At 59.0% G+C, this 24,781-nt stretch carries 24 protein-coding genes; 16 read left to right on the top strand and 8 right to left on the bottom strand.

The annotated features are described in order from the left end of the window. The first annotated feature begins 213 nt into the window (after positions 1 to 213). Complete coding sequence (cutC, locus tag EHO01S_RS09285; RefSeq protein ID WP_024523692.1) at positions 214 to 996, top strand: copper homeostasis protein CutC; 783 nt, start codon at positions 214 to 216, stop codon at positions 994 to 996. A gap of 112 nt (positions 997 to 1,108) precedes the next feature. Here cutC and cmoB read toward each other — a convergent pair whose 3' ends face one another. Both cmoB and cmoA read right to left on the bottom strand, forming a co-directional pair. Continuing rightward, entirely contained in the window at positions 1,109 to 2,080 is a 972-nt protein-coding gene (gene cmoB / locus EHO01S_RS09290) for a tRNA 5-methoxyuridine(34)/uridine 5-oxyacetic acid(34) synthase CmoB (protein ID WP_024523693.1), read from the bottom strand. Beyond that, positions 2,077 to 2,847, bottom strand: a complete 771-nt coding sequence (gene cmoA / locus EHO01S_RS09295) for a carboxy-S-adenosyl-L-methionine synthase CmoA (RefSeq protein WP_024523694.1) — start codon at positions 2,845 to 2,847, stop codon at positions 2,077 to 2,079. The genes cmoB and cmoA overlap by 4 nt, the downstream gene beginning before the upstream one ends. 271 nt (positions 2,848 to 3,118) lie before the next feature. Between cmoA and EHO01S_RS09305 the strand changes: the two genes are divergently transcribed. Next, on the top strand, positions 3,119 to 4,480 hold the full coding sequence (locus tag EHO01S_RS09305) for an amino acid permease (protein WP_024523695.1): 1,362 nt from the start codon (positions 3,119 to 3,121) through the stop codon (positions 4,478 to 4,480). A 32-nt stretch (positions 4,481 to 4,512) separates the two neighbouring features. Here EHO01S_RS09305 and EHO01S_RS09310 read toward each other — a convergent pair whose 3' ends face one another. Together EHO01S_RS09310 and EHO01S_RS09315 are read right to left on the bottom strand one after the other, a co-directional pair. After that, entirely contained in the window at positions 4,513 to 4,908 is a 396-nt protein-coding gene (locus EHO01S_RS09310; protein WP_024523696.1) for an MAPEG family protein, read from the bottom strand. Between the two features lie 130 nt (positions 4,909 to 5,038). Further along, the gene (locus tag EHO01S_RS09315) at positions 5,039 to 5,860 is read right to left on the bottom strand and encodes a DUF72 domain-containing protein (protein WP_024523697.1); all 822 of its coding nucleotides are present in this window, start codon (positions 5,858 to 5,860) and stop codon (positions 5,039 to 5,041) included. A 171-nt stretch (positions 5,861 to 6,031) separates the two neighbouring features. On the opposite strand from EHO01S_RS09315, the gene EHO01S_RS18285 reads away from it, so the two are divergent. From EHO01S_RS18285 to ruvB, 7 genes are all read left to right on the top strand, one after another. Beyond that, complete coding sequence (locus EHO01S_RS18285; protein ID WP_071991011.1) at positions 6,032 to 6,298, top strand: FmdB family zinc ribbon protein; 267 nt, start codon at positions 6,032 to 6,034, stop codon at positions 6,296 to 6,298. A gap of 25 nt (positions 6,299 to 6,323) precedes the next feature. Next, a complete protein-coding gene (aspS, locus tag EHO01S_RS09320) occupies positions 6,324 to 8,099 on the top strand; it encodes an aspartate--tRNA ligase (RefSeq protein WP_024523698.1) in 1,776 nt (591 codons plus the stop codon). After that, positions 8,099 to 8,533 (top strand): dihydroneopterin triphosphate diphosphatase, encoded by a 435-nt coding sequence (gene nudB / locus EHO01S_RS09325; protein WP_024523699.1) that lies wholly within the window; start codon positions 8,099 to 8,101, stop codon positions 8,531 to 8,533. The genes aspS and nudB overlap by 1 nt, the downstream gene beginning before the upstream one ends. A gap of 100 nt (positions 8,534 to 8,633) precedes the next feature. Further along, positions 8,634 to 9,380 (top strand): YebC/PmpR family DNA-binding transcriptional regulator, encoded by a 747-nt coding sequence (locus EHO01S_RS09330; protein ID WP_024523700.1) that lies wholly within the window; start codon positions 8,634 to 8,636, stop codon positions 9,378 to 9,380. After that, positions 9,377 to 9,898 (top strand): crossover junction endodeoxyribonuclease RuvC, encoded by a 522-nt coding sequence (gene ruvC, locus EHO01S_RS09335; protein WP_005284890.1) that lies wholly within the window; start codon positions 9,377 to 9,379, stop codon positions 9,896 to 9,898. The genes EHO01S_RS09330 and ruvC overlap by 4 nt, the downstream gene beginning before the upstream one ends. Before the next feature lie 99 nt (positions 9,899 to 9,997). Next, entirely contained in the window at positions 9,998 to 10,606 is a 609-nt protein-coding gene (ruvA, locus tag EHO01S_RS09340) for a Holliday junction branch migration protein RuvA (protein ID WP_024523701.1), read from the top strand. A gap of 18 nt (positions 10,607 to 10,624) precedes the next feature. Further along, positions 10,625 to 11,629 (top strand): Holliday junction branch migration DNA helicase RuvB, encoded by a 1,005-nt coding sequence (ruvB, locus tag EHO01S_RS09345; protein WP_024523702.1) that lies wholly within the window; start codon positions 10,625 to 10,627, stop codon positions 11,627 to 11,629. A gap of 73 nt (positions 11,630 to 11,702) precedes the next feature. Here the strand turns inward: ruvB and znuB are convergent, their stop codons facing one another. Next, complete coding sequence (gene znuB / locus EHO01S_RS09350; RefSeq protein ID WP_024523703.1) at positions 11,703 to 12,488, bottom strand: zinc ABC transporter permease subunit ZnuB; 786 nt, start codon at positions 12,486 to 12,488, stop codon at positions 11,703 to 11,705. After that, positions 12,481 to 13,257, bottom strand: coding sequence for a zinc ABC transporter ATP-binding protein ZnuC (znuC, locus tag EHO01S_RS09355; RefSeq protein WP_035370425.1), 777 nt, complete (start codon positions 13,255 to 13,257; stop codon positions 12,481 to 12,483). Before znuC ends, znuB begins: the two co-directional genes overlap by 8 nt. A gap of 75 nt (positions 13,258 to 13,332) precedes the next feature. Between znuC and znuA the strand changes: the two genes are divergently transcribed. From znuA to EHO01S_RS09375, 4 genes are all read left to right on the top strand, one after another. Beyond that, positions 13,333 to 14,343, top strand: a complete 1,011-nt coding sequence (gene znuA, locus EHO01S_RS09360; protein WP_024523705.1) for a zinc ABC transporter substrate-binding protein ZnuA — start codon at positions 13,333 to 13,335, stop codon at positions 14,341 to 14,343. 12 nt (positions 14,344 to 14,355) lie between these two features. Continuing rightward, the gene (gene mepM, locus EHO01S_RS09365) at positions 14,356 to 15,675 is read left to right on the top strand and encodes a murein DD-endopeptidase MepM (RefSeq protein WP_024523706.1); all 1,320 of its coding nucleotides are present in this window, start codon (positions 14,356 to 14,358) and stop codon (positions 15,673 to 15,675) included. 192 nt (positions 15,676 to 15,867) lie between these two features. Further along, a complete protein-coding gene (lpxM, locus tag EHO01S_RS09370; RefSeq protein WP_024523707.1) occupies positions 15,868 to 16,830 on the top strand; it encodes a lauroyl-Kdo(2)-lipid IV(A) myristoyltransferase in 963 nt (320 codons plus the stop codon). A 63-nt stretch (positions 16,831 to 16,893) separates the two neighbouring features. Then, positions 16,894 to 17,694 (top strand): sulfite exporter TauE/SafE family protein, encoded by an 801-nt coding sequence (locus EHO01S_RS09375; RefSeq protein WP_024523708.1) that lies wholly within the window; start codon positions 16,894 to 16,896, stop codon positions 17,692 to 17,694. Between the two features lie 62 nt (positions 17,695 to 17,756). Here EHO01S_RS09375 and pyk read toward each other — a convergent pair whose 3' ends face one another. Further along, complete coding sequence (pyk, locus tag EHO01S_RS09380) at positions 17,757 to 19,199, bottom strand: pyruvate kinase (protein WP_024523709.1); 1,443 nt, start codon at positions 19,197 to 19,199, stop codon at positions 17,757 to 17,759. Between the two features lie 199 nt (positions 19,200 to 19,398). Next, the gene (locus EHO01S_RS09385) at positions 19,399 to 20,268 is read right to left on the bottom strand and encodes a MurR/RpiR family transcriptional regulator (RefSeq protein ID WP_024523710.1); all 870 of its coding nucleotides are present in this window, start codon (positions 20,266 to 20,268) and stop codon (positions 19,399 to 19,401) included. Between the two features lie 352 nt (positions 20,269 to 20,620). Between EHO01S_RS09385 and zwf the strand changes: the two genes are divergently transcribed. The 3 genes from zwf to edd are packed head-to-tail and all read left to right on the top strand — an operon-like array spanning position 20,621 to position 24,664. Then, positions 20,621 to 22,093 (top strand): glucose-6-phosphate dehydrogenase, encoded by a 1,473-nt coding sequence (zwf, locus tag EHO01S_RS09390; protein ID WP_024523711.1) that lies wholly within the window; start codon positions 20,621 to 20,623, stop codon positions 22,091 to 22,093. Positions 22,094 to 22,140: 47 nt separating this feature from the next. Continuing rightward, a complete protein-coding gene (gene pgl, locus EHO01S_RS09395; RefSeq protein WP_024523712.1) occupies positions 22,141 to 22,836 on the top strand; it encodes a 6-phosphogluconolactonase in 696 nt (231 codons plus the stop codon). Positions 22,837 to 22,843: 7 nt separating this feature from the next. Beyond that, positions 22,844 to 24,664, top strand: coding sequence for a phosphogluconate dehydratase (gene edd / locus EHO01S_RS09400; protein ID WP_024523713.1), 1,821 nt, complete (start codon positions 22,844 to 22,846; stop codon positions 24,662 to 24,664). Positions 24,665 to 24,781: the final 117 nt, after the last annotated feature.

Consider the following 24,781-nt stretch of genomic DNA (forward strand, 5'->3'; position numbering starts at 1 on the left):
TTCAGGCTGCAACCGGTTACTTTCCCGCTGCACCGCGCTCCTGCCGGCCTGGCGTGTGCGCCGGGGGCGCTTTATCATCACGCGCGCGGGGTGAAAATTCAAACACGCAGGGGAATAGACTAGGCGAGGCGTGGGGCGATCCTCAATATTTGGCGTATGGGTATGAGTATTTTTCATCTCGGCGTCGTTTTGGCTGTTGATTCGGAGGTTGGAATGGTGAAGTTAGAAGTCTGTTGCTACTCGTTGGCTTGCGCCGAGGCCGCTCAGGAGGCCGGCGCCGATCGTATCGAACTGTGCGCCAGTCAGCAGGATGGTGGGATCACGCCCAGCTACGGCACCCTGGTGGGATGCCGCGAACAGGTGAGTATCCCGGTACATCCGATCATTCGTCCACGCAGCGGTGACTTTTGTTACAGCGATAGCGAATTCGCCTTGATGAAGCGCGATCTGGCGCTGGTGCGCGAGCTGGGTTTCCCCGGCGCGGTGATCGGCCTATTGGATGAGGAGGGGCATATCGATCTGCGTCGCATGCGCCAACTGATGACGCTGGCCGGGCCGTTGGCCATCACGTTTCATCGCGCCTTCGACATGTGCGCCAATCCGATGTTGGCGCTGGCGCAGCTCACCGATTTAGGGGTAGCGCGTATCCTGACCTCCGGTCAGCAGCAGAGCGCCGAGGCTGGCCTACCGTTGTTGCGCCAGTTGCATCAAGCCAGCCAGGGACCGTTGATCATGGCGGGTGCCGGGGTGCGTCTTTCCAACTTGCATAAGTTTGCTGAAATCGGCCTGCACGAGGTGCATACCTCTGCCGGTCACTGCGTACCGTCGACAATGCGCTACCGCAAGGCGGGGGTTAGCATGAGCCATGCGGATAACGACGAGTTTTGCCACTATTGTGTGGACAGCGGTATGGTCGAAGCGATGAAGTCCGCATTGCTGTTGATGCCGGAAGCTCGCGGCGCGGCGGTGGGGCGTCACCATCTCCAGTACGAGTAGTCGTTATCTCCAGTAGAGGTTAGTACCAACTTGTAGCGGAAGGTTCGCTCACAGGGTTAAGCCCCATCCTATTGGGTTGGGGCTTTTTTCCACGCGCACACCGCGCACACCCTTATGGCTTACGGGCGATAAAGGCGGCACGCAGCGGTGCCGGGTAGCCTTCGCAGGTCTTCTGCGTATCGTGCGGATCGAGAAATTCCGCCAGGGATTCACTGGTCATCCAACTGGTACGGCGCTGCTCTTCGACGCTGGTCGGGCACTGATCCACCAGGCGGACATCGCAGAAACCACACTTCTCTAGCCAGGTGATCAGCATCGCGGCGGAAGGAATAAAGTAAACATTACGCATCTGCGCATAACGCTCTCCCGGGACCAAGACCTGCTGGGCGTCGCCTTCGATCACCAGTGTTTCGAGTAACAATTCGCCTCCGCTGACCAGTTGATCTTTGAGTTGATACAGATGATCTAGCGGTGAGCGGCGATGATAGAGCACCCCCATCGAAAAGACGGTATCGAAAGCGCCTAGCGCCGGCAGTTGCTCGATGCCGAGCGGCAACAGATGGGCGCGTTGGTCGCCGCCAAGCAGTTTACGTACCGCCTCAAACTGGCACAGGAACAGTTGCATCGGATCGATACCCACCGCCAGGTGAGCGCCGGCACCGACCATGCGCCAGAGGTGATAGCCGCTACCACAGCCGACATCGAGGATGGTGCGCCCGGTCAGCGGCGACAGGTGCGGCAGTACGCGCTGCCACTTCCAATCCGAGCGCCACTCGGTATCGATGTGAATGCCATACAGGTCGAACGGCCCCTTACGCCAGGGCATCAACGCGCGTAGCATCTTTTCGATACCGATACGCTGTCCTTCGCTCAGCGCTTGCTCTGCCTCGGCGCGCACGCCATGCAGCAGATCCAGACGGTAGGGGGTCAGTGCTGGCAGCCGCTCCACCGCGTTATTCCAGTCACGAAAGTAACCGTGCAGGGAGTCGCGTTGCCAGGCGGCCAACTGTGCCGGTAGCACCTCCAGCCATTTACTCAGCGGCCCGTGGGCGATTTGGGCATAGAAGTTGCCGAAGTCGATCATGCCTGGATCTCCTTGATGGCCAGCAGTGAGCCAAAGTTAAAACACTGGAACCAGGTTTCGGCATGTTGGAAGCCGGCCTGGTGTAGTCGTTGTTTGTGGGTTTCCACGCTATCCGTCAGCATGACATTTTCCAGCATGCTGCGTTTCTGGCTGATTTCCAGTTCGCTGTAGCCGTTGGCACGCTTGAAGTCATGGTGCATATCGAACAGTAGCTCGCCAACGGTGGCATCGGCGAAATTGAACTTCTCTGACAACACCAGCGCACCGCCAGGCAGTAGTCCCTGGTAGATCCGGTCTAGCAGAGTTTGGCGATCGTCTGGGGCTAGGAACTGCAAGGTAAAATTCAGCACCACCAGCGAGGCGTTATCGATGGCGACATCGCGGATATCGGCCTCTAACACCCGCACCGGCGTTGGGCTACGGAAGGCATCGATATGGCGGCGGCAACGGCTGACCATCGCCGGTGAGTTATCAATGGCGATAATTTCACACCCTTCGGCTTGAATATTGCGGCGCATGGAGAGGGTCGCGGCGCCCAGGGAGCAGCCCAGATCGTACACCCGTGTTCCCGGCAGCACGAAGCGCTGCGCCAGCATACCGATCATGGCGATGATGTTGGAGTAGCCCGGCACCGAACGCTGGATCATGTCGGGAAACACTTCGGCTACGCGTTCATCAAAGGTCCAGTCGCCCAGCTTGGCGATCGGGGCGGAAAATAGCGTGTCGCGCCCGGCGCACGGTGCGGGATTGTTATCGCGGTCAGACATAGCGGATGTAGGGAGTTGCAATAAGGGGCGCATAGTCTAGCAGAGAATGGCCGCCGTCGGCTATGCGCCATTTCGCCTGACGGGCGGACACCGTGCCGACAACGACGCGTTGAATATTCCGCCAGCAATTGCTGCTGATAACATGATATTTATCTTGAATGCAATAGTTATGAGTGATACAAATCGCCGCGCGTTGTAAACAAAATAATACGATACGCCACGGAGATCGCGCTTCATAGAGCCACCATGACGCTATCGCACAGAGGAAAAAATGGGCGATTCGCAGCACAGTAGTACCACCCTAGAGAGGGGATTAAAAAACCGGCATATACAACTGATCGCCCTCGGCGGCGCCGTCGGTACCGGCCTATTTCTTGGCATCGGTCCGGCGATTCAACTGGCCGGGCCAGCCGTTTTGTTGGGCTATGCCCTCGGCGGAGTCATCGCCTTTTTGATTATGCGCCAACTGGGAGAAATGGTGGTCCAGGAGCCGGTGGCGGGCTCTTTCGCCCACTTTGCCCACCACTACTGGGGGCCCTTCGCCGGCTTCGTCTCCGGCTGGAACTATTGGGTGATGTTCGTGTTGGTCGGCATGGCTGAACTGACCGCCGCCGGCATCTACATGCAGTATTGGTGGCCGGAGGTACCGACCTGGATCTGGGCTAGCCTGTTCTTTGTGCTGATCAACGGGCTGAATATGGTCAATGTGCGCCTGTACGGCGAAACCGAGTTCTGGTTCGCCCTAATTAAGGTGGCGGCCATCTTGGGCATGATCGCGTTCGGCAGTTGGCTGCTGCTCTCTGGTGAGGCGGGGCCGCAGGCCGGCCTGGATAACCTGTGGCAGTACGGCGGTTTTCTGGCGCACGGTTGGGGCGGATTGGTGATGGCGCTGGCGGTGATCATGTTCTCTTTCGGCGGCTTGGAGCTGATCGGCATCACCGCCGCCGAAGCCAGCGAGCCGCGCAAGAGTATCCCCAAGGCGACCAATCAGGTGGTCTACCGTATCCTGATCTTCTACATCGGCTCTCTGCTGGTGTTGCTGACGCTTTACCCCTGGCCACAGATCGACGCGGCGAGTAGCCCGTTTGTGATGATTTTCGCCCAGTTGAACAGCGGCGCGGTGGCGGCGGCGTTGAATGTGGTGATCTTGACCGCCGCGCTATCTGTCTATAACAGTTGCGTCTACTCCAATAGTCGCATGCTGTACGGTCTCTCGCTACAGGGGCATGCGCCACGTTGGTTAACCCGAGTCAGCCGACGCGGTATTCCGCTGCATTCGATCGCTTTGTCGGGGCTGACCACCTCACTGGTGATCCTGATCAACTACCTGATGCCGGGTAAGGCGTTTGCGCTATTGATGGCGTTGGTGGTCTCCACGCTAGTGATCAACTGGGTAATGATCTGCATGGCGCACCTCAAGTTTAGGGCGGCGATGGAGCGCCAGGGAGTGACGACGCCTTTTCGCGCGTTGTATTATCCCTATGGCAACTACCTGTGTTTGGCGTTTCTCGGCCTGATCTTGGTGATCATGGCGCTGACGCCAGCCATCCGTATCTCGGTGCTGTTGTTGCCACTATGGCTTGCGGCATTGTGGGGCGGGTTCTACCTGGCGCGGGCGCGCCGCCGCGGTTAAGGATGTGCCCGCCGATCGCGCCGGGACGCCGGTTAATCGCCGAGTAGCATCTGACCCCAAGGAAGATAGTAGAGGTTGGCCACCACCATCAGTAACAGTGCCAGGTAAGTGGCACTCATTCCGGAGCGGCGCCAGTGCATCTCGTGCTGGCGCAATCCCCAGGCGTGCAGGACACGCCCCAGGATCAGTAATACTCCGCACAGATGTACCATCCATACTCGGGCGCCGTTCATCTCCATCATCACCAGCAGGATGGCGGCGATGGGGATGTACTCCACGGCGTTGCCGTGGATACGGATGGCGGTCTGTAACTCATAGAAACCGCCATCACCATAGCTGACGCGATAGAGCATGCGCAGCCGTACGACCTGCCAAGAAAACGTGACTAATAATAGTGCGCCAAGCACAACATAAAGCGCGCTTATCATTTTCTTAAGCTCCATATTCTTAACCGTATGAACTGGTAAATGATAGCCGCAGCCCAGAGGAATGTCCTAACTAATCTGTTGAGCAATGTCGATTTTTTTACTGTTGCTTGCGTTTAGTTCACCACGCGCTTCAGAACAGCGCCGTCTGTTGCGGCCAGTCGGGACAGGGAGGCAGCCCTACGATCCCGGCTTGCGCCAGAAGCGACCATAGCGCTTGTGCTTGCTGTGGTGCGTCGCGGCAGTCCGGTGTATGGATGAACAGGTAGGGAGTGACCTCCTGGCTCCAACGCTGAAGCGGTATCAGCCAAGGCTGCAACCAACGGCGGTTGGCGGCCAAATCGTCGCCGCCGACGAAGCGTACCATCGGCTGGGCCGCGCTCATTACTACGTGTACCGGTAGTTGTGGCTTCTTGCGCTGCGCCTCGCGCACGGCGCGACTGTCGGAGCGGGCGTGGTGAACCGGGCGACTATCGAGGAGGACGCGATTGATAGCGCGTTGGCGTAATCCCTGGTTGAGCGAGCGCTCAGCCTCTCCCTTGGCGAAGAACGCTGGGTGACGCACCTCGACGCCATAGTGGAAGCCGCTGGGCAAGCTATCGAGAAAGTGCCACAAGCGCGCTAGGTGCTCTGGACCGCAGGCCGCCGGCAGTTGCAGCCAAAGTTGCCCTAGTCGGTCATCCAGAGGTTGCAGCGCACGGTAAAAAGCGCCAATCTGTTGGTCACAGTGCAGGAGTGCCGCCTGATGGCTGATGGCGGAAGGAAATTTGAAGCAGAAACGAAAGTTGTCATGGGTCATGGCGCGCCAGCGCTGCACCAGGGCGGGTGAGGGCAGGGCATAGAAGGTGGTGTTGCCTTCGACGCAGTTGAAGTAGCGGCTGTAGTCGGCCAAGTCGTGCAGGCCGAGCTTCGCCCAGGCGGCATGTTGCCATTGCGGCAACCCATAGTAGAACATCCGTTGGCTCCATCATGAACGTATCTGAAATATAACATAAAGATAACAAGTTGGGCAGAGGAGGAAGGGTGGCGAGAAACAGTGCAAAGTGCGCGCGTGCTCTTATCGCAGCGGGGAATTTCCAGTATAATAGCCCCCTTTTTTCATCAAGCATGTAAATCCGCCTGAGCTATGCCGATCTACGAATACGTTTGTAGCGACTGCAATCATCATCTTGAGAAGTTGCAAAAAATGTCCGATGCACCGCTGGTCGATTGTCCGGCGTGCGGTCATCCTGCCTTGAAAAAACAGATTTCAGCCGCCGGTTTCCAGTTAAAGGGAAACGGCTGGTACGCGACCGATTTTAAGCCACGTACCGACAAAACACCGTCTTCAACAGAGCGCTGCGCAGGCAGCACGTGTCCGGCCAGTTGTCCGGGCGCGGCGTCGGCAAAATAAATTAAGCAAGCCAAAGGATATCGTTATGCGTACTAAGTATTGCGGGCAGTTGAATCTGTCCCATGTGGGCCAGGAAGTGACCCTGTGCGGTTGGGTACATCGCCGCCGCGACCTGGGTGGTCTGATCTTCATCGATCTGCGTGACCGCGAAGGGGTGGTGCAGGTGTTCTTTGATCCGGATCACCAGGATGCTTTCCGTCAGGCCTCTGAGCTGCGTAACGAGTTTTGCGTGCAGATCACCGGCACCGTGCGTGCTCGCCCGGAGAGTCAGCGTAACAGCGAAATGTCGACCGGGGAGATCGAAGTCTTTGGCCAGGGGCTGACCCTCATCAACCGCGCCGAGCCGCTGCCGCTGGACTTTAATCAGACCAACAGCGAAGAGAATCGCCTGAAGTACCGTTATCTGGATCTGCGCCGTCCGGAGATGGCCGCGCGGCTAAAAACGCGCGCCAAGATCACCGCGTTCGTGCGCCGTTTCATGGATAACCACGGCTTCTTGGATATCGAAACGCCGATGCTGACTAAGGCGACGCCGGAAGGTGCCCGCGACTACCTGGTTCCGAGCCGGGTGCACAAGGGTAAATTCTATGCATTGCCGCAGTCACCGCAGCTGTTTAAGCAGTTACTGATGATGTCTGGTTTCGACCGTTACTATCAGATCGTCAAATGTTTCCGCGACGAAGATCTGCGTGCCGACCGCCAGCCGGAATTCACCCAGATCGATGTGGAAACCTCGTTCATGAGCGCCGAGCAGGTGCGTGAAATCATGGAGGCGTTGGCCCGTGCACTGTGGTTGGAGATCAAAGGCGTCGATCTGGGCGATTTCCCAGTGATGACCTTCGCCGAGGCGATGCGCCGTTTCGGTTCCGACAAGCCGGATCTGCGTAACCCGCTGGAGTTGGTGGATGTGGCCGATCTGGTTAAAACCGTCGATTTCAACGTGTTCTCCGGCCCAGCCAATGATGCCAAAGGGCGTGTCATCGCGCTGCGCGTACCGGGCGGTGCCAGCCTGACCCGTAAAAACATCGATGAGTACGGTCAGTTTGTCGGCATCTATGGCGCTAAAGGTCTGGCTTGGATGAAGGTCAACGATCGTGCCGCCGGGATGGATGGCGTGCAAAGCCCGATCGCCAAGTTCCTCGACGCCGAGGTGTTGGACGGGATCCTGGCGCGCTGTGGCGCCGAGAGCGGCGATATCATCTTCTTTGGTGCCGATAGCGCCAAGGTGGCTACCGACGCCATGGGGGCCCTGCGTCTGAAGGTCGGTCGTGACCTGAAACTGACCGACGAGACCCGCTGGGCACCGCTGTGGGTGATCGACTTCCCAATGTTCGAAGACGACGGTGAAGGCGGCCTGGCGGCGATGCACCATCCGTTCACCTCACCGCGTGACATCAGCCCGGAAGCGCTGAAGGCCAATCCGGTCGACGCTATCGCCAATGCGTATGACATGGTGATGAACGGTTACGAGGTGGGTGGCGGCTCGGTGCGTATCCATAATGGCGCCATGCAGTCGGCGGTATTCGATATTCTGGGGATCAATGAGCAGGAGCAGCGTGAGAAATTTGGCTTCCTGTTGGACGCCCTGAAGTACGGTACCCCGCCGCATGCCGGCTTGGCATTCGGGCTGGATCGTCTGGTGATGCTGCTGACCGGGACGGAGAATATCCGTGACGTGATCGCCTTCCCGAAAACCACGGCCGCCGCCTGCCCGCTGACTGATGCGCCGAGCCGCGCCAATCCGGCCGCGTTGCAGGAGCTGTCCATTGCCGTCAGCCTGAAACAGGGCGACGACGCGTAATGGCTTATAAGCGTCCGGAATCCGTACTGGTGGTGATCTACGCCCGCCAGAGCGGACGGGTGCTGATGTTGCAGCGGCGCGACGATCCCGATTTTTGGCAGTCGGTTACCGGCAGCCTCGAAGCGGGCGAGTCGGCGCCGCAGGCCGCGCAGCGTGAAGTAAAGGAAGAAGTGGGAATCGACATCGTCGACGAGCATTTGACGCTGACGGACTGCCAGCGTTGCGTGGAGTTTGAGCTGTTCGCGCACCTGCGCCGGCGTTATGCCCCTGGTGTGACGCGCAATCTGGAGCATTGGTTTTGCCTGGCGTTGCCTGACGAGCGGGTGATCCCGCTGAGCGAACATCTGGCTTATCGCTGGATGGACGCCGCCGCCGCCGCCGGGCTAACCAAGTCTTGGAGTAATCGCCAGGCGATCGAACAGTTCGTACCTTGATTACCTGCCTGTCCGGGCGGCCACGCTGGCTGTCTGGCTTGTTGACAGGCGTTTTGCATATTGACTATTTAGGGCCTTTGCGCCTTTAGCGGAGATTTATATGGCAGGTCATAGTAAGTGGGCCAACACCAAACATCGTAAGGCTGCGCAGGATGCCAAGCGCGGTAAAATCTTTACCAAGATCATTCGCGAGCTGGTGACCGCCGCCAAACTGGGCGGCGGCGATCCGGACGCTAACCCGCGTCTGCGTGCGGCCATCGATAAGGCCCTGTCCAACAACATGACCCGTGATACCCTGAATCGCGCCATCGCCCGCGGCGTCGGCGGCGACGACGACGGTAACATGGAAACCATCATCTATGAAGGCTACGGCCCGGGCGGCACCGCCGTGATGGTCGAGTGCCTGAGCGACAACCGTAACCGTACCGTTTCCGAAGTGCGTCATGCCTTCACCAAGTGTGGCGGTAACCTGGGCACCGACGGCTCCGTATCCTACCTGTTCACCAAGAAAGGGGTGATCTCTTACGCGCCGGGTCTGGATGAAGATGTGGTGATGGACGCCGCACTGGAAGCCGGTGCCGATGACGTGGTGACCTATGATGACGGCGCCATCGATGTCTACACCCCGTGGGAAACCTTCGGCCAGGTGAAAGATGCCCTGGATGCCGCTGGCCTGGTGGCCGAGTCGGCTGAAGTCTCCATGATCCCCTCAACCCAGGCGGATATGGATGCAGAGACTGCGCCGAAGCTGCTGCGCCTGATCGATATGCTGGAAGACTGCGACGATGTGCAGGAAGTGTATCACAACGGTGAAATCTCCGACGAGGTTGCGGCCACGCTGGAATGAGTATCATCCTCGGGATTGACCCCGGCTCGCGTATCACCGGTTATGGCGTGATCCGTCAGTGCGGGCGCCAGCTCGACTATCTCGGCAGCGGTTGCATTCGTACCGCTGTCGATGATCTGCCGACGCGCCTTAAGCTGGTCTATGCCGGTGTCAGCGAGATCATTACCCAGTTTAATCCCGACTACTTCGCCATCGAACAGGTGTTTATGGCGAAGAACGCCGACTCGGCGCTCAAACTGGGGCAGGCCCGCGGTGCCGCTATCGTGGCGGCAGTCAACCGTGATCTGCCGGTATTTGAGTATGCGGCGCGTCAGATCAAACAGACGGTGGTGGGCAATGGTGGGGCGGAGAAGGCCCAGGTGCAGCACATGGTGCGCTCGCTGCTCAAACTCCCCGCTAACCCGCAAGCCGACGCTGCCGACGCCTTGGCGGTGGCGATCACCCACTGCCATGTCAGCCAAAACGCGCTGCGTATCGGCGATGGGCGTCTTAATCTGGCGCGAGGCCGCCTACGCTGAGTGGGACAGAACGCGCTTTCTATCAGGCTGGATATTCATCCAGCCTTTTTTATGGTATAAGCGGGGGAACTATTTGACTGAGACAGAGAGGAAGTGCGCGTGATTGGTCGCCTCAGAGGAGTGATTCTGGAAAAGCAGCCGCCGCAGGTATTGCTGGAGGTGTGCGGCGTGGGCTACGAAGTGCAGATGCCGATGACTTGCTTTTATGAGTTGCCGCAGCCCGGCAGCGAGGCGGTGATTTTCACCCACTTCGTAGTGCGTGAGGATGCCCAACTGCTATATGGATTCAATAATAAGCAGGAGCGCGCGCTGTTCCGTGAGCTGATCAAGGTCAACGGCGTCGGGCCGAAGTTGGCGTTGGCGATCCTGTCGGGGATGTCGGCGCAGCAGTTCGTCACGGCGGTCGAACGTGAAGAAGTGGCTGCATTGGTCAAACTGCCTGGTGTCGGCAAGAAGACCGCCGAACGCCTAGTGGTCGAGATGAAAGATCGCTTCAAGGGGTTGAGCGGTGATCTGTTTAACCCCGCTGACGATATGCCACCGAGCGCCCAGCCACAGGTACAGGCCGATGCCGAGGGCGAGGCGGTGGCCGCGCTGATCGCCCTGGGCTATAAGCCGCAGGAGGCCAGTCGCCTGGTTAATCGGGTAGCCAGCGTTGGTGCGGACAGCGAAACCTTGATCCGCGACGCGTTGCGCGCGGCGCTATAACCCTCTGGAGAGCGTGGGATGATAGAAGCCGATCGTCTGATTTCTGCCGGTAGCCAGAGCGAGGAGGAGTTCCTCGATCGCGCCATTCGGCCAAAGACCCTGGCTGATTATGTCGGCCAGCCGCAGGTACGCGAGCAGATGGAGATCTTCATTAAGGCGGCCAAGCTGCGTGGCGATGCGCTGGATCACCTGTTGATCTTCGGTCCGCCGGGGCTGGGTAAAACCACCCTGGCGAACATTGTCGCCAACGAGATGGGGGTTAATCTGCGCACCACCTCAGGGCCGGTGCTGGAGAAAGCAGGTGACCTGGCGGCGATGCTGACCAACCTGGAGCCGCATGATGTGCTGTTTATCGACGAGATCCACCGTCTCTCGCCGGTCGTTGAGGAGGTGCTCTATCCGGCGATGGAGGACTATCAACTGGACATCATGATCGGTGAAGGGCCGGCGGCGCGCTCCATCAAGATCGACCTGCCTCCCTTTACTTTAGTCGGCGCCACTACGCGCGCCGGCTCGCTAACTTCGCCGTTGCGCGATCGTTTCGGCATTGTGCAACGCCTGGAGTTCTATCAGGTGGCCGATCTGCAACATATCGTCGGGCGTAGCGCCCAGTGTCTGGGGCTGTCGTTGACGGAGGAGGGCGCGTTAGAGGTGGCGCGCCGTTCGCGCGGTACGCCGCGTATCGCCAATCGCTTGTTGCGCCGGGTGCGCGACTTCGCCGAGGTGTGTGCGGATGGTCACATCGATGGTGCGGTGGCGGCGCAGGCGCTAAATATGTTGGATGTCGATGCTGCTGGCTTCGATTATATGGATCGCAAGCTGCTGCTGGCGGTGATCGACAAGTTTATGGGCGGTCCGGTCGGCTTGGATAACTTGGCCGCGGCCATCGGTGAGGAGCGTGAGACCATCGAGGACGTGCTAGAGCCTTACCTGATTCAGCAGGGCTTCATTCAGCGTACTCCACGCGGACGCATCGCGACCGGCCATGCCTACCGTCACTTCGGTATCGAGCGCCAGACGTGATAGCCTCGGCGTCGGGTAAAAAAAATCCCACAGCGTGCTGTGGGATTTTTTTATCCGCATGACGGGGACGGGATCAGGCAGCTTGACGCCGTCCCAGACTCAGCATAAATAGGACGGCGGCACACAGCACCACCGATGGTCCGGCCGGGGTATCATACCAGGCGGAGAAGGCCAGACCGCCGCTGATGGCCAGCCAACCGACCAGTACCGCGCCGGCGGCCATCTGCTCGGGGGTGCGCGCGAAGCGGCGTGCCGTCGCCGCCGGAATGATCAGCAGCGAGGTAATGATCAGCGCGCCGACAAACTTCATCGCCAGCCCGATGGTCAGGGCGGTAGTCAGCATCAGGAGTAATTTGCTGCGCCCCAGGGGGACGCCATCGACATAAGCCAGCTCTGGGCTGATGGTCATCGATAGCAGGGCGCGCCATTGCCACAGCAGTAACGTCAGCACCAACACCACGCCGCCAGCGATCAACGCCACATCCGGGTAGGTAACCGCCAGTAGATCGCCGAACAAGTAAGCCATCAGGTCGACGCGCACGTTAGACATCAACGCGACCACCACCAAGCCGAGGGAGAGGGCGCTGTGCGCCATGATGCCCAGCAGCGTATCGATGCCGAGCTGGGGACGGCGCTCTAGCCATACCAGGGCGCAGGCCAGTATCAGCGTCACGGCGATCACCGCGTAGAAGGGGTTGACGTCGAGCAGCAGGCCGAAGGCGACGCCGAGCAGCGAGGCATGCGCCAGGGTGTCGCCAAAGTAGGACATCCGGCGCCAGACGACAAATGAGCCCAGCGGCCCGGCTGCCAACGCTAACAGCGCACCGGCCAGCCAACCGGGTAACAGCAGTTCAATCATCAGCTTCTCCGCGACGGGGGTTGAGGATCACCTTGCCGCACAGATCGTGGCGGTGGTTATGGTGGTGCTGGTAAAGCGCCAACTGTTGCGCGCCACGATTACCGAACAGGGCGATAAACTGGGGGTGATTGGCCACGGCCTGCGGCGTTCCGGAGCAGCAGATGTGCTGATTCAGACACAGCACATCGTCAGTCTTGGCCATCACCAGATGCAGATCGTGGGAAACCATCAGCACCGCGCAATTCAGCTCACGGCGTAGACGATCGATCAGATCGTACAACGCCAACTGGCCGTTGACGTCGACGCCGGCGGTCGGCTCATCCAGCACCAGTAGATCCGGGGTATTGAGTAGGGCGCGTGCCAGCAGGACACGCTGGTTCTCGCCGCCGGAGAGCTTCTGCATCGGCTGTTTCAGCAAATGGGCAGCCTGCACCCGCTGCAACGCCGGCAACACATCCTGGCGTTTGACGCCGGGACGCAAGCGCATAAAGCGCTCCACCGTCAGCGGCAGAGTCGCGTCCAGATGCAGTTTCTGCGGTACATAGCCGATGGTGAGTCCAGGGCGAGCGAGGCGCTCACCACGTGTTGGGACGACCAATCCCAGTACGACGCGCACCAGGGTGGATTTGCCGGCGCCATTGGGGCCGAGCAGGGTCAGGATGCGCCCACGCCGTAGCGTCAGGGAGACATCGTCCAGCACATCGCGGTTGCCGAAGCGGACGGCGATATGCTGGAGGGTGACCAGGGGATGATTATCGGGTTGTGACATGGTTACGGCGTATTGCACTATAAATGGAATGTTATAATATAACGTTTCTTCGTACGTTACCCAGGAAATTTTCTCATGATATCGCAAAACAATATAGTTAAACGCACCCTGATTGCTTCCGTGCTGTCGTTATGCGCGTGGGTTACTAGCGCGCAAGCCGATGTGGTTACTTCGATTCGTCCATTGGGCTTTATTGCCGCGGCGATCGCCGATGGGGTGATGCCGACCGAGGTGTTGCTGCCTGATGGCGCCTCTCCGCATGACTATGCGCTTAAACCATCCGATATCAAACGATTGCGCGACGCCGACCTGGTGGTCTGGATAGGGCCAGAAATGGAGAGTTTTTTGGCAAAACCGACTCAACAGCTAGAAAATAACAAAAATCTTATTCTCAGTACGCTGCCGGGCGTGCGCAGTCAACTGATCGAGGGGGATGATGACGATGAGCATGATCATCATAGTAGTCAGAGTGAAAAGCACGCGGAAAAGTCTGAATCTGTAGCGTCACATATTGTTACAAATGGCGTGCAGACTGGCTTAGCGGCCGATCATAATCATGATCATGGCCAATATAATATGCATATTTGGCTCTCTCCAGCCATAGCTAAACAGGTGGCTATCGCTATTCACGACCGATTAGTGCAACAAAGCCCACAAAATCGCGATAAACTGGATGTCAACCTACGTAAATTCGAGCAACAACTCAAGCAGACGCAAACGAAAGTTGCTATGATGCTGCGGCCCGTGCAAGGTAAAGGTTATTTTGTCTTCCACGACGCCTATGGTTACTTCGAGAATGCTTTTGGCCTGACCCCGTTGGGGCATTTCACCGTCAATCCCGAGATCCAGCCTGGCGCACGGCGCTTACATCAAATTCGAACACAGTTGGTTGAGCAAAAAGCGGTTTGCGTTTTTGCTGAGCCACAGTTCAGGCCAGCAGTCATCTCGGCGATTGCGCAGGGGACCCCTGTCCGGCAGGGTACACTTGATCCCCTGGGAAGCGCGATCCCACTGAGTGCGGACAGTTATCAGGTCTTCTTGACCACACTGGCGCATCAGTATTCTCGCTGCCTGAAGGGAGATTAAGAGGAAAACCGAGTGCAGCAGATAGCGCGTTCCATCGCTCAGGCATACAGTAATCTGCCCCGGCCCCACCGCGTCATGTTGGGGTCCCTGAGCGTCGTCACACTGGCTGTCGCCATCTGGCAGCCTTTTGTCTCGCATCCTCAATTGGCTGAAGGCGAGGTCGCAAAGCGTGTGCAGCTGGAGGTCCCGGCGCTCACGGCATTGACCCCTGAGGCCAGCGAGCCCCTCGATCAGCCGGCACCGGAAGACGACGTGCCCAAGGATGAGATCGATGACGGTAGCGACGACAGCAACAGCCATGATTATGTCGTCTCCAGTGGCGACACCTTGGGTAGCATCTTGACCCAGTATGGGGTCGATATCGCCACCGTCTCGGCGCTGGCGAAGCAATATCCGGCGTTACGTAACCTGAACGTCGGTCAGACGCTGACCTGGGAAATCAACGATGACGGCACACTACAGAAGCTGACCTGGGAGGTCTCGCGTCGTGAGACGCGGGTCTACCAACTGAGCGATGGCCGCTATAAAGAGTCGGTAGAGAATCAGCAAGGGGAGTGGAAGAACCGGGTGATCACCGGCACGCTGAATGGCAGTTTCGTCACCAGCGCTCAAGCAGCCGGTTTGAATCGTAATGAAATCAATACGGTGATCAAGGCATTACAGTGGCAGATGGATTTCCGTAAGCTACAGAAAGGCGATCGTTTTGCGGTGCTGCTGTCACGCGAGATGTTGGATGGTAAGAGCGCCCAGAGCCAGATCCTTGGGGTGCGTCTGCGCAGTGGCGACAAAGACTACTACGCCATTCGTGGCGATGATGGCAAATACTACGATCGGCAAGGGGCTGGCTTGGCCAAGGGATTTATGCGCTACCCGACCAGTAAGCACTTCCGCATCAGCTCTAACTTTAACCCTCATCGACTTAATCCGGTGACGGGCCGCGTCGCTCCCCATAAGGGGGTCGATTTTGCCATGCCGGTCGGTACGCCGGTACTGGCAGTGGGGGACGGCGAGGTGGTGATCGCCAAGCGTAGCGGCGCCGCCGGTAACTACGTGGTGATCCGTCACGGTCGCCAATACACCACGCGCTTTATGCACCTAAAAACCATCCTGGTGAAACCGGGGCAGAAGGTGAAACGGGGTGATCGCATCGCCTTGTCCGGTAACACAGGCCGTTCAACCGGCCCACATCTGCATTACGAGTTCTGGGTCAACAACCAGGCGGTGAATCCGTTGACGGTGAAACTGCCGCGTTCCGATGCGTTGACCGGCAAAGAGCGACGAGCCTTCCTGGCGCAGGCGCGTGAAGTGGTGCCGCAGTTGCAACTGGACTGAGTGGTGCCGAGGCCCCGCGAGTCAAGCCCGCTTCGGCGGGCTTTTTGTTGCGCGCCAACGCCGCGTTAGGCACAGGTCGGTGTGCACAGAGGATATCCCGGCAGACGGCAACAGTTTTTTTTTGCCGGCCAAATGATTACAATTTTCCGCCATCCGCCGCTTTACCGGCGCGCATCACAAAAGAGCCCATTGATGGAAACAGAGACTAAATCGAGCGTTGAGTTTATCCCGCGTTTTCGCACCGCCTTCTTGCATCCCCGTTACTGGGGCGTCTGGCTAGGGATCGGCCTGATGGCCCTGATGGCCTACCTGCCGTTGCGCCTGCGCGACCGGATGATCGGCGCCGTCGGTCGGCTAGCCGGGCGTTTAGCCGCGGGCGCGCGGCGTCGGGCGCGCATCAATCTGATGCTCTGCTTTCCCCAGTGGAGTGAGCGCCAACGTGAGGCGACCATCGATACTATGTTCGCTCGCGCCGGCCAGTCGATGTTGCTGATGGCCGAACTCACCCTGCGTGGCCCGCGTCGCCTGTTGCGTCATACCCATTGGCATGGCGTCGAGATTATCGAGCGTGCCCATGAGCAAGGCGAGAATGTCATCTTCTTGGTGCCTCACGGTTGGGCGGTCGACTTGCCCGCGATGTTGTTGGCGGCGGGTGGCCAGCCGATGGCCGCCATGTTCCATAACCAGAAAAATCCCTTGGTCGATTACCTGTGGAACCGGGCTCGTCGTCGCTTCGGTGGCCGGCTGCACGCGCGCAATGACGGTATTAAGCCGTTCATTAGCTCGGTGCGTAAGGGTTACTGGGGCTATTATCTGCCCGATCAAGACCACGGTGCCGAACACAGTGAGTTCGTCGATTTCTTCGCCACCTATAAGGCCACGCTGCCAGCTATCGGCCGGCTGATGAAGCTGTGCCGGGCGCGGATCATCCCGCTGTTTCCGGTGTATGATGGTGAGCGTAGCCGATTGGACATCTACTTGCGGCCGCCGATGGACGACATCGCAGGGCAAGATGATGCCTATATCGCCCGGCGAATGAATCAGGAGGTGGAGTTGCTGATGGGGGAACACCCGGAGCAGTACACCTGGATCTTAAAACTGTTGAAGACCCGCCGGCCAGGGGAGATTGAACCTTACTGCCGTCAGGATCTGTAGTCACGCCACGTCGGCATGTCCCAGGCGGCGCGTCCGACGAGCGTGAGAAGCGAAGGTAATCGGATGAGTCTGGAGATTATTGCATTACTCTGCCTGTGTGGGGCGTTGACCAGCCTGCTTTCCGCGCTGTTCGGACTGGGGGGCGGCATCGTTTTGGTACCGGTGTTGCACGTGTTGTTTCCCGCGTGCGAGGTACAACTGCTCGCAGCCACCTCGTTGAGCGTGGTGATGCTGACGGCCTTGATCAATGTGTTGGCCTTTTGGCGCCAGCAGCTGCGGCCCGATCCACGGTTGTTGATCGGCTGGGCGTTAGCGGTGAGTGCGGGGATGCAACTGGGCGTACACATTAGCTTCCTGCTGCCGGGGCGGGCGATCCTCCTGATTTTTGCCGCCATCCTGTTATTGATGGCCTGGCGCAACTTGCGCTGTGCTGCCCCCTCGGCGACGGCGGCGATGTCGCCGCCGCGTACCCGTAACTACGGTATTGCTCTGTGCCTGGCGGGAGGCACCGTCGCCGGTATCACCGGCTTGGGCGGCGGATCAGTATTAGCACCGTTATTGGCGTTACTGCCCTCGATCCCGCGCAAACGGATTGCGCTGTATTGCAACTGGTTGCTGCTGCTGGGTAGCGCGGTTACCGTCACCAGCTATCTGTTACGCACTCCACCGCTTGGTGCGGTCTTGCCAGGGGCCTGGCAGTTCGGTTATGTCAACCTGAGTGTGGTGCTGCCGGTATTCGCCTGTGCGTTATTGACCCAGCCGTTGGCGATGCAATTGCGACGCCGGGTGAGCGAGACACATCAGCGCCAGGCATTCTCCGGGGTATTAGCGGGGATGGCGTTGTTTATTGTGGTGACGCTATAAGGTGTTAGCGCGGTTAGGGAGGCAAAAACGGGGACGCGGCGGCGTCCCCGTTGTGTTATTGCTTACTCGACACGCAGTGTACGGCAGGTATTGGTGCTGCCGATGGTGCCCATCTGATCGCCCTGGGTGACGATCACCAGATCGCCAGAGACTAAGAAGCCCTTATCGCGCAGCAGGTTTGCTGCGGCTTGCGCGGCGGCGACGCCGTCGCACGGGCTATCGAAGTGAACCGGGGTTACGCCGCGATACAATGCGGTCAGGTTCAGGGTACGCTCATGACGCGACATGGCGAAGATCGGCAGGCCAGAGCTGATGCGGGACATGATCAGCGCGGTACGTCCGGATTCGGTCATCGCGATGATGGCGGCCACGCCTTTGAGGTGGTTGGCGGCATACATGGCGGACATCGCCACCGCCTCTTCCGTGTTGTCGAACTGGGCGTCTAGGCGATGCTTGGAGATGTTAATGCTGGGGATCTTCTCTGCGCCCAGGCAAACGCGTGCCATCGCCGCTACCGTTTCGGCCGGGTACTGGCCGGCGGCGGTTTCTGCGGAGAGCATCACCGCATCGGTGCCATCGAGCACGGCGTTGGCGACGTCCATCACCTCGGCGCGGGTCGGCATCGGGTTGGTGATCATCGACTCCATCATCTGGGTCGCGGTGATCACCACACGGTTCAGCTTGCGCGCGCGGCGGATCAGGGTCTTTTGAATGCCGACCAACTCCGGATCGCCGATTTCGACGCCCAGATCGCCACGGGCGACCATTACCACATCGGCGGCTAAGATGATGTCATCCATTGCCTCCTCGCTGGCTACCGTTTCGGCGCGCTCGACCTTGGCGACGATCTTCGCCTCGCAGCCAGCGTCGCGAGCCAGACGACGTGCGTAATTGAGATCCTCGCCACAACGCGGGAAAGAAACCGCCAGATAGTCGACGCCGATCTGGGCGGCGGTCAGGATATCGGCCTTATCTTTTTCCGTCAGGGCATCGGCGGAAAGTCCCCCGCCCAGTTTGTTGATTCCCTTGTTGTTGGAGAGTGGCCCCCCGACGGTAACTTCGGTGAAGACCTTATTCTCCTGGACGGAGAGCACCTTCAGTTGTACCCGTCCATCGTCGAGCAGCAGAATGTCGCCCGGCACCACATCTTCAGGTAAACGTTTATAGTCGATACCGACTTTCTCTTTATCGCCTTCGCCCTTATCTAGGGTGGCATCCAGTAGGAACTTATCCCCCACGTTGAGGAACACCTTGCCTTCCTTAAAGGTGGATACCCGGATCTTGGGACCTTGCAGATCCCCGAGAATGGCGACATGACGCCCGAGTTTGGCGGCGATTTCCCGAACTTTGTTCGCACGCAGCAGATGATCTTCTGCACTACCGTGTGAAAAGTTAAGACGCACCACATTCGCGCCGGCGGAGATAATCTTTTCCAGATTATTGTCGCGATCGGTGGCCGGGCCAAGCGTGGTAACGATTTTGGTTCTTCTAAGCCGTCTGGACATGCATAACTCCATTGACATGTGAAGCATTGGTGTTGCCAATACAACGGTGGGCAAAGCGGACGATCAACGCCGCCCAAGCTTGCCCGGGTAGTCCCACAGACGACGTACGCCTGCGGGGAGGAGGCCGATGTCGTCGAGCTCGACCGATCGGCACCCAGTATTCAGAGCCAGCCTGCTAACGGGAAGCCAGGCGATACCTTTACTCGACAGCAGAGGGAAAGGATAGCGCTTTATCAAAGCGCGATTCTTTCAAGGCTTCCTTGACCCGCTTCAAGTTATCCCGGAATTTCGCCCCACGGCGCAGGGTAAAGCCGGTAGCCAGAGCGTCGACCAGCGTCAACTGTGCCAAGCGTGACACCATAGGCATATAGACATCGGTATCCTCCGGCACATCCAGCAACAGGGCAAGATTGGCCTCCTGGGCCAGCGGGGTACCGTGCGAGGTAATAGCAATCACTGTCGCATCGTTTTCACGCGCCAAGTGGGCCATCTCCACTAGACTTTTAGTACGTCCAGTATGGGAGATCAGCACCACCACATCACCCTCGTTGGAGTTCATGCAACTCATACGCTGCATGACGATATCGTCGAAGTAGACCACCGGGATGTTGAAGCGGAAAAATTTATTCATCGCATCGTGGGCGACGGCGGCGGAGGCCCCCAGCCCGAAGAAAGAAATTTTCTTCGCTTGGGTGAGCAGATCGACGGCACGATTGATGGTCGCCATATCCAGATGATTCTTTGCCATCTCCAGTCCGGCCATCGCCGACTCGAAGATCTTACTGGTATAGGCGTCGACGCTATCGCTCTCTTCGACGTTACGGTTAACGTAGGGAGTGCCGTTGGCAAGGCTTTGTGCCAGATGCAATTTAAAATCTGGAAACCCTTTTGTTTCCAAGCGGCGGCAAAAGCGGTTTACCGTAGGCTCGCTGACATCGGCCATCTTCGCCAGGGTGGCAATGCTGGAATGGATCGCGGTCTGCGGGGCGGCCAGGATGACCTCGGCGACTTTGCGTTCGGATTTGCTCAGCTGATCCAGACTTGCCTGGATTTTTTCCAGCGTATTCATAGGAGAGGGCCACTCATTGGGTTAGGCGATTTCATATCAAAGCGAAATCTATCAACGTTTGTTGAAAATATACAACGAGCGATAACCGCTTTGCAGTCTATCCGCCGCAGAGAACGGCCTTTTTTTGCAATGTATGACCTGTGTCTAACTTTCGTCATGGTAATTTTTCTACAAATTTGGTAGAAAATTACATAGAAAGTCGGTCGCATGGCTGAGCGAGGGGGCGCGCATGCTACTTTTCGTACTAACGGTGTAGCAAAGCACGCCTTGTCAGCCGCTTTTCTCGCTACAATCAGTATCATTAACCTGATTCTGTAAAAAAATTACAAGTAACCTGCACGAGGAGAAAGATATGGCGGTAACGTCAACGGCACAGGCTTGCGACCTGGTGATTTTTGGCGCTAAGGGTGACCTGGCGCGACGTAAACTGTTGCCCTCCCTGTACCAACTGGAGAAGGCGGGGCACATCCATCCCGACACCCGTATCATCGGTGTCGGGCGCGCCGAGTGGGATGCCGAGGCTTACCGCGAGGTGGTTCGCGAGGCGTTGGCGACCTTTTTGAAAGAGCGCCTGGACGAGGCGCTGTGGCAACGGCTGAGTGCGCGCCTCGATTTTTGTAATCTGGATGTTAACGATACGGAACACTTCCAACGCCTGGCCGAGATGGTCGACCCGCAGCGGCGCGTCACCCTCAACTACTTCGCTATGCCACCCAGCACCTTCGGTGCCATCTGCCAAGGGCTGGGCCATGCCGGGATGAACCGCCAGCCGAGCCGCATCGTGATGGAGAAACCATTGGGTACCGATCTAGCCTCGTCGCGGGCGATCAACGACCAGGTGGCGCATTACTTCGACGAGAACCAGGTATATCGCATCGACCATTACCTGGGCAAAGAGACGGTACTGAATCTGTTGGCGCTACGTTTCGCCAACGCGTTGTTCGCTAATAACTGGGACAACAGCATGATCGACCACGTGCAGATCACCGTGGCGGAAGAAGTTGGTATCGAGGGGCGCTGGGGGTATTTCGATCAGGCCGGTCAGATGCGCGACATGGTGCAGAACCATCTGTTGCAGATCCTGACGATGATCGCTATGGATCCGCCAGCGGATCTCTCTACCGATCGTATTCGCGACGAGAAGGTGAAGGTCTTGCGCTCCCTGCGGCGCATCGATCACAGCAACGTGCGTGAGACCACGGTGCGCGGCCAGTATACCGCGGGTTTCGTCCAGGGGCAGAAAGTACCGGGTTATCTGGAGGAGGAAGGGGCGAACAAGAGTAGCAACACCGAGACGTTCATCGCCATTCGCGCCGACATCGACAACTGGCGTTGGGCTGGGGTGCCGTTCTACCTGCGTACCGGCAAGCGTCTGCCGAATAAGTGTTCCGAGGTGGTGGTCTACTTTAAGAATCCGCCGCTCAACCTGTTTAGCGATTCTTATCAGGCATTGCCGCAGAACAAATTGACCATTCGCCTGCAACCGGATGAGGGGGTACAGATCGATATTCTCAATAAGGTGCCGGGGCTGGAGCATAAGCACCGCTTGCAGACGACCAAACTGGATCTGAGCTTCTCTGACACCTTCCATCAGGAGCACCTGGCGGATGCCTATGAGCGCCTGTTGCTTGAGGCGATGCGTGGCATTCAAGCGCTGTTCGTGCGGCGCGATGAGGTAGAAGAGGCCTGGAAGTGGGTCGATGCCATTATGACCGCCTGGGCCGACGACAACGATGCGCCGAAGCCCTACCAGGCAGGCACCTTGGGGCCGGTCTCCTCCGTCGCCTTGATCACCCGTGATGGTCGCTGCTGGAACGAGTTCTAAGCAGCCAGGGCGGGGCCTCGGCGTCCCGCGATGAGAGAGGAGCAGAGATGGTAACCTTTAACGAATGGAATAGCGCGCAGGCGCTGAACGAACAACTGGCTGGCGACATCGCCGCACGCCTGCGTCACGGGATCGCCGTCCGTGGCCAAGCCAGTCTGGTGGTCTCCGGCGGACGCACGCCGTTGGGGCTGTTCGCCCATCTACGCGAACAGGCGCTCGATTGGTCGCGGGTGATCATCACCCTAGCCGACGAACGTTGGGTGGACGCGCAGGATGAGGCCAGCAATGAACGACTGGTGCGAGCGCATCTGTTGCAGGGCGCGGCTTCGGCGGCGCGCTTCATCGGGCTGAAGAACGACGCCGCGACCCCCTTCGCCGGGGCGGCCGCCAGCGAGGCGGCGTTGGCGGCCATACCACGTCCTTTCGACGTGGTGATCCTGGGTATGGGGGACGACGGCCATACCGCATCACTTTTCCCCGGGGCAGAGAATCTGTTCCCGGCTCTCGCGATGGAGTCTGGCCGCCTGTGCATGGGGATGACGCCCCTCACAGCGCCGCTCGATCGCATAACCCTCACACTCCCGGCTCTGCTAGACAGCCGGCATATTTACCTGCACCTGGTGGGCGACACCAAACGTCAGGTTTATATGCAGGCTCTCGGCGGCGCGGAGGTGAATGAGATGCCGATCCGCGCCGTGCTCCAGCAGAGCCGGACGCCGGTCGACGTCTACTGGACGGCATGAGGCTGCAATGAATCCAACCGTAGAACGTGTTACCCAACGCATTATTGAACGCTCACGCGCCGCACGTGCGGCCTACCTGGCCAAGATCGAACGCGCGCGCAGCAAGCGGGTACAGCGCGCCCAGTTGGCGTGCGGTAACCTGGCGCACGGCTTCGCTGCCTGCACCCAGCAGGACAAGGCCGCGCTGAAGAGCATGACCCAGAGCGATATCGCGATCATCACCGCCTATAACGATATGCTCTCCGCCCACCAACCCTACGAGAGCTACCCACAGCAGATCAAGGCGGCGTTGCATCAGGTGGGCGCGGTCGGCCAGGTGGCGGGCGGCGTACCGGCGATGTGCGACGGGGTGACTCAAGGGCAGGACGGCATGGAGCTGTCGTTGATGAGCCGTGAGGTGATTGCCATGTCCGCCGCGGTCGGGCTATCACACAACATGTTCGACGGGGCGCTTTACTTGGGGGTCTGCGACAAGATCGTCCCAGGACTGTTCATGGCGGCGATGTCTTTCGGTCACCTACCGACGCTGTTTGTGCCGGCCGGGCCGATGGCCAGCGGTCTGCCGAATAAAGAGAAGGTGCGTATCCGTCAGTTGTTCGCCGAAGGCAAGGTTGGGCGTGAAGCGTTGCTGGAGTCCGAGGCGGCCTCCTACCACGCGCCGGGCACCTGCACCTTCTACGGCACCGCGAACTCGAACCAGATGGTGATGGAAGTGATGGGGATGCATCTACCGGGCTCCTCCTTCGTCCAGCCGGATAGCGCGCTGCGCCACGCCTTGACCGATGCGGCGGCCCGTCAGGTGACGCGCATGACCGAGAACAGCGGCAACTACCTGCCGATCGGGCGCATGGTGGATGAGCGGGTGGTGGTCAATGGCATCGTGGCCTTGCTGGCGACCGGTGGCTCCACCAACTTGACCATGCATCTGGTAGCGATGGCGCGTGCCGCCGGCATCATCATCAACTGGGATGACTTCTCCGAACTCTCCGAGGTAGTGCCGCTGCTGTGCCGCATCTACCCGAACGGTCCGGCCGACATCAACCACTTCCAGGCGGCGGGCGGTGTCGCCGTGCTGGTGCGCGAACTGCTTAAGGGCGGATTGCTGCATGAAGCGGTCGAGACCGTTGCGGGCCATGGCCTGAGCCGTTATACCCAGGAGCCGTTCCTGGAGAACGGTCAACTGGTCTATCGCCCCGGTGCCGAGCAGTCGTTCGATCGCGAGGTGATTGCCAGCATTGAGGCGCCTTTCGCTCATCACGGCGGTACCAAGGTGTTGGCCGGTAACTTAGGGCGCGCGGTAATGAAAACCTCGGCGGTGCCGGAGGCGAACCAGATCATCGAGGCCCCGGCAGTGGTCTTTGAAAGCCAGCACGATGTACTACCCGCCTTCGAGGCCGGCAAGTTGGATCGCGACTGTGTGGTGGTGGTGCGCTACCAGGGACCGCGTGCCATCGGCATGCCGGAATTGCATAAGTTGATGCCACCGCTGGGCGTCCTGATGGATCGCGGCTTGAAAGTGGCATTGGTGACGGATGGCCGCCTCTCTGGCGCCTCCGGTAAAGTCCCGTCCGCCATCCACGTGACGCCGGAGGCTTATGCCGGTGGTCTGCTGGCCAAGGTGCGTGACGGCGATAGAGTGCGTGTCGATGGGCGCAATGGGACACTGACCCTGCTGGTTGACGAGGCAGAGTTGGCGGCACGTAGCGAGGCGCGTCCGGATCTTTCGGCGTTGCACGATGGCTCTGGGCGTGAGCTGTTCCAGCCGCTGCGCGAACAGTTGTCCGGTGCCGAAGAGGGCGCTAGCTGTATTCCCTTTTATCAGGTTTAACCCGCAGGGGCGGTGCTGACCGCCCCCGCTATGACCGATCCCCGTCTGTGTCTCGACGTCGTCGGCCGGCGTGCCGGTAAGGGATCACCGATTAATCCGCCGAAAGGCATCAGGAGA

The organism is Edwardsiella hoshinae NBRC 105699 = ATCC 33379 (genome assembly GCF_000474215.1).
GTDB lineage: Bacteria > Pseudomonadota > Gammaproteobacteria > Enterobacterales > Enterobacteriaceae > Edwardsiella > Edwardsiella hoshinae.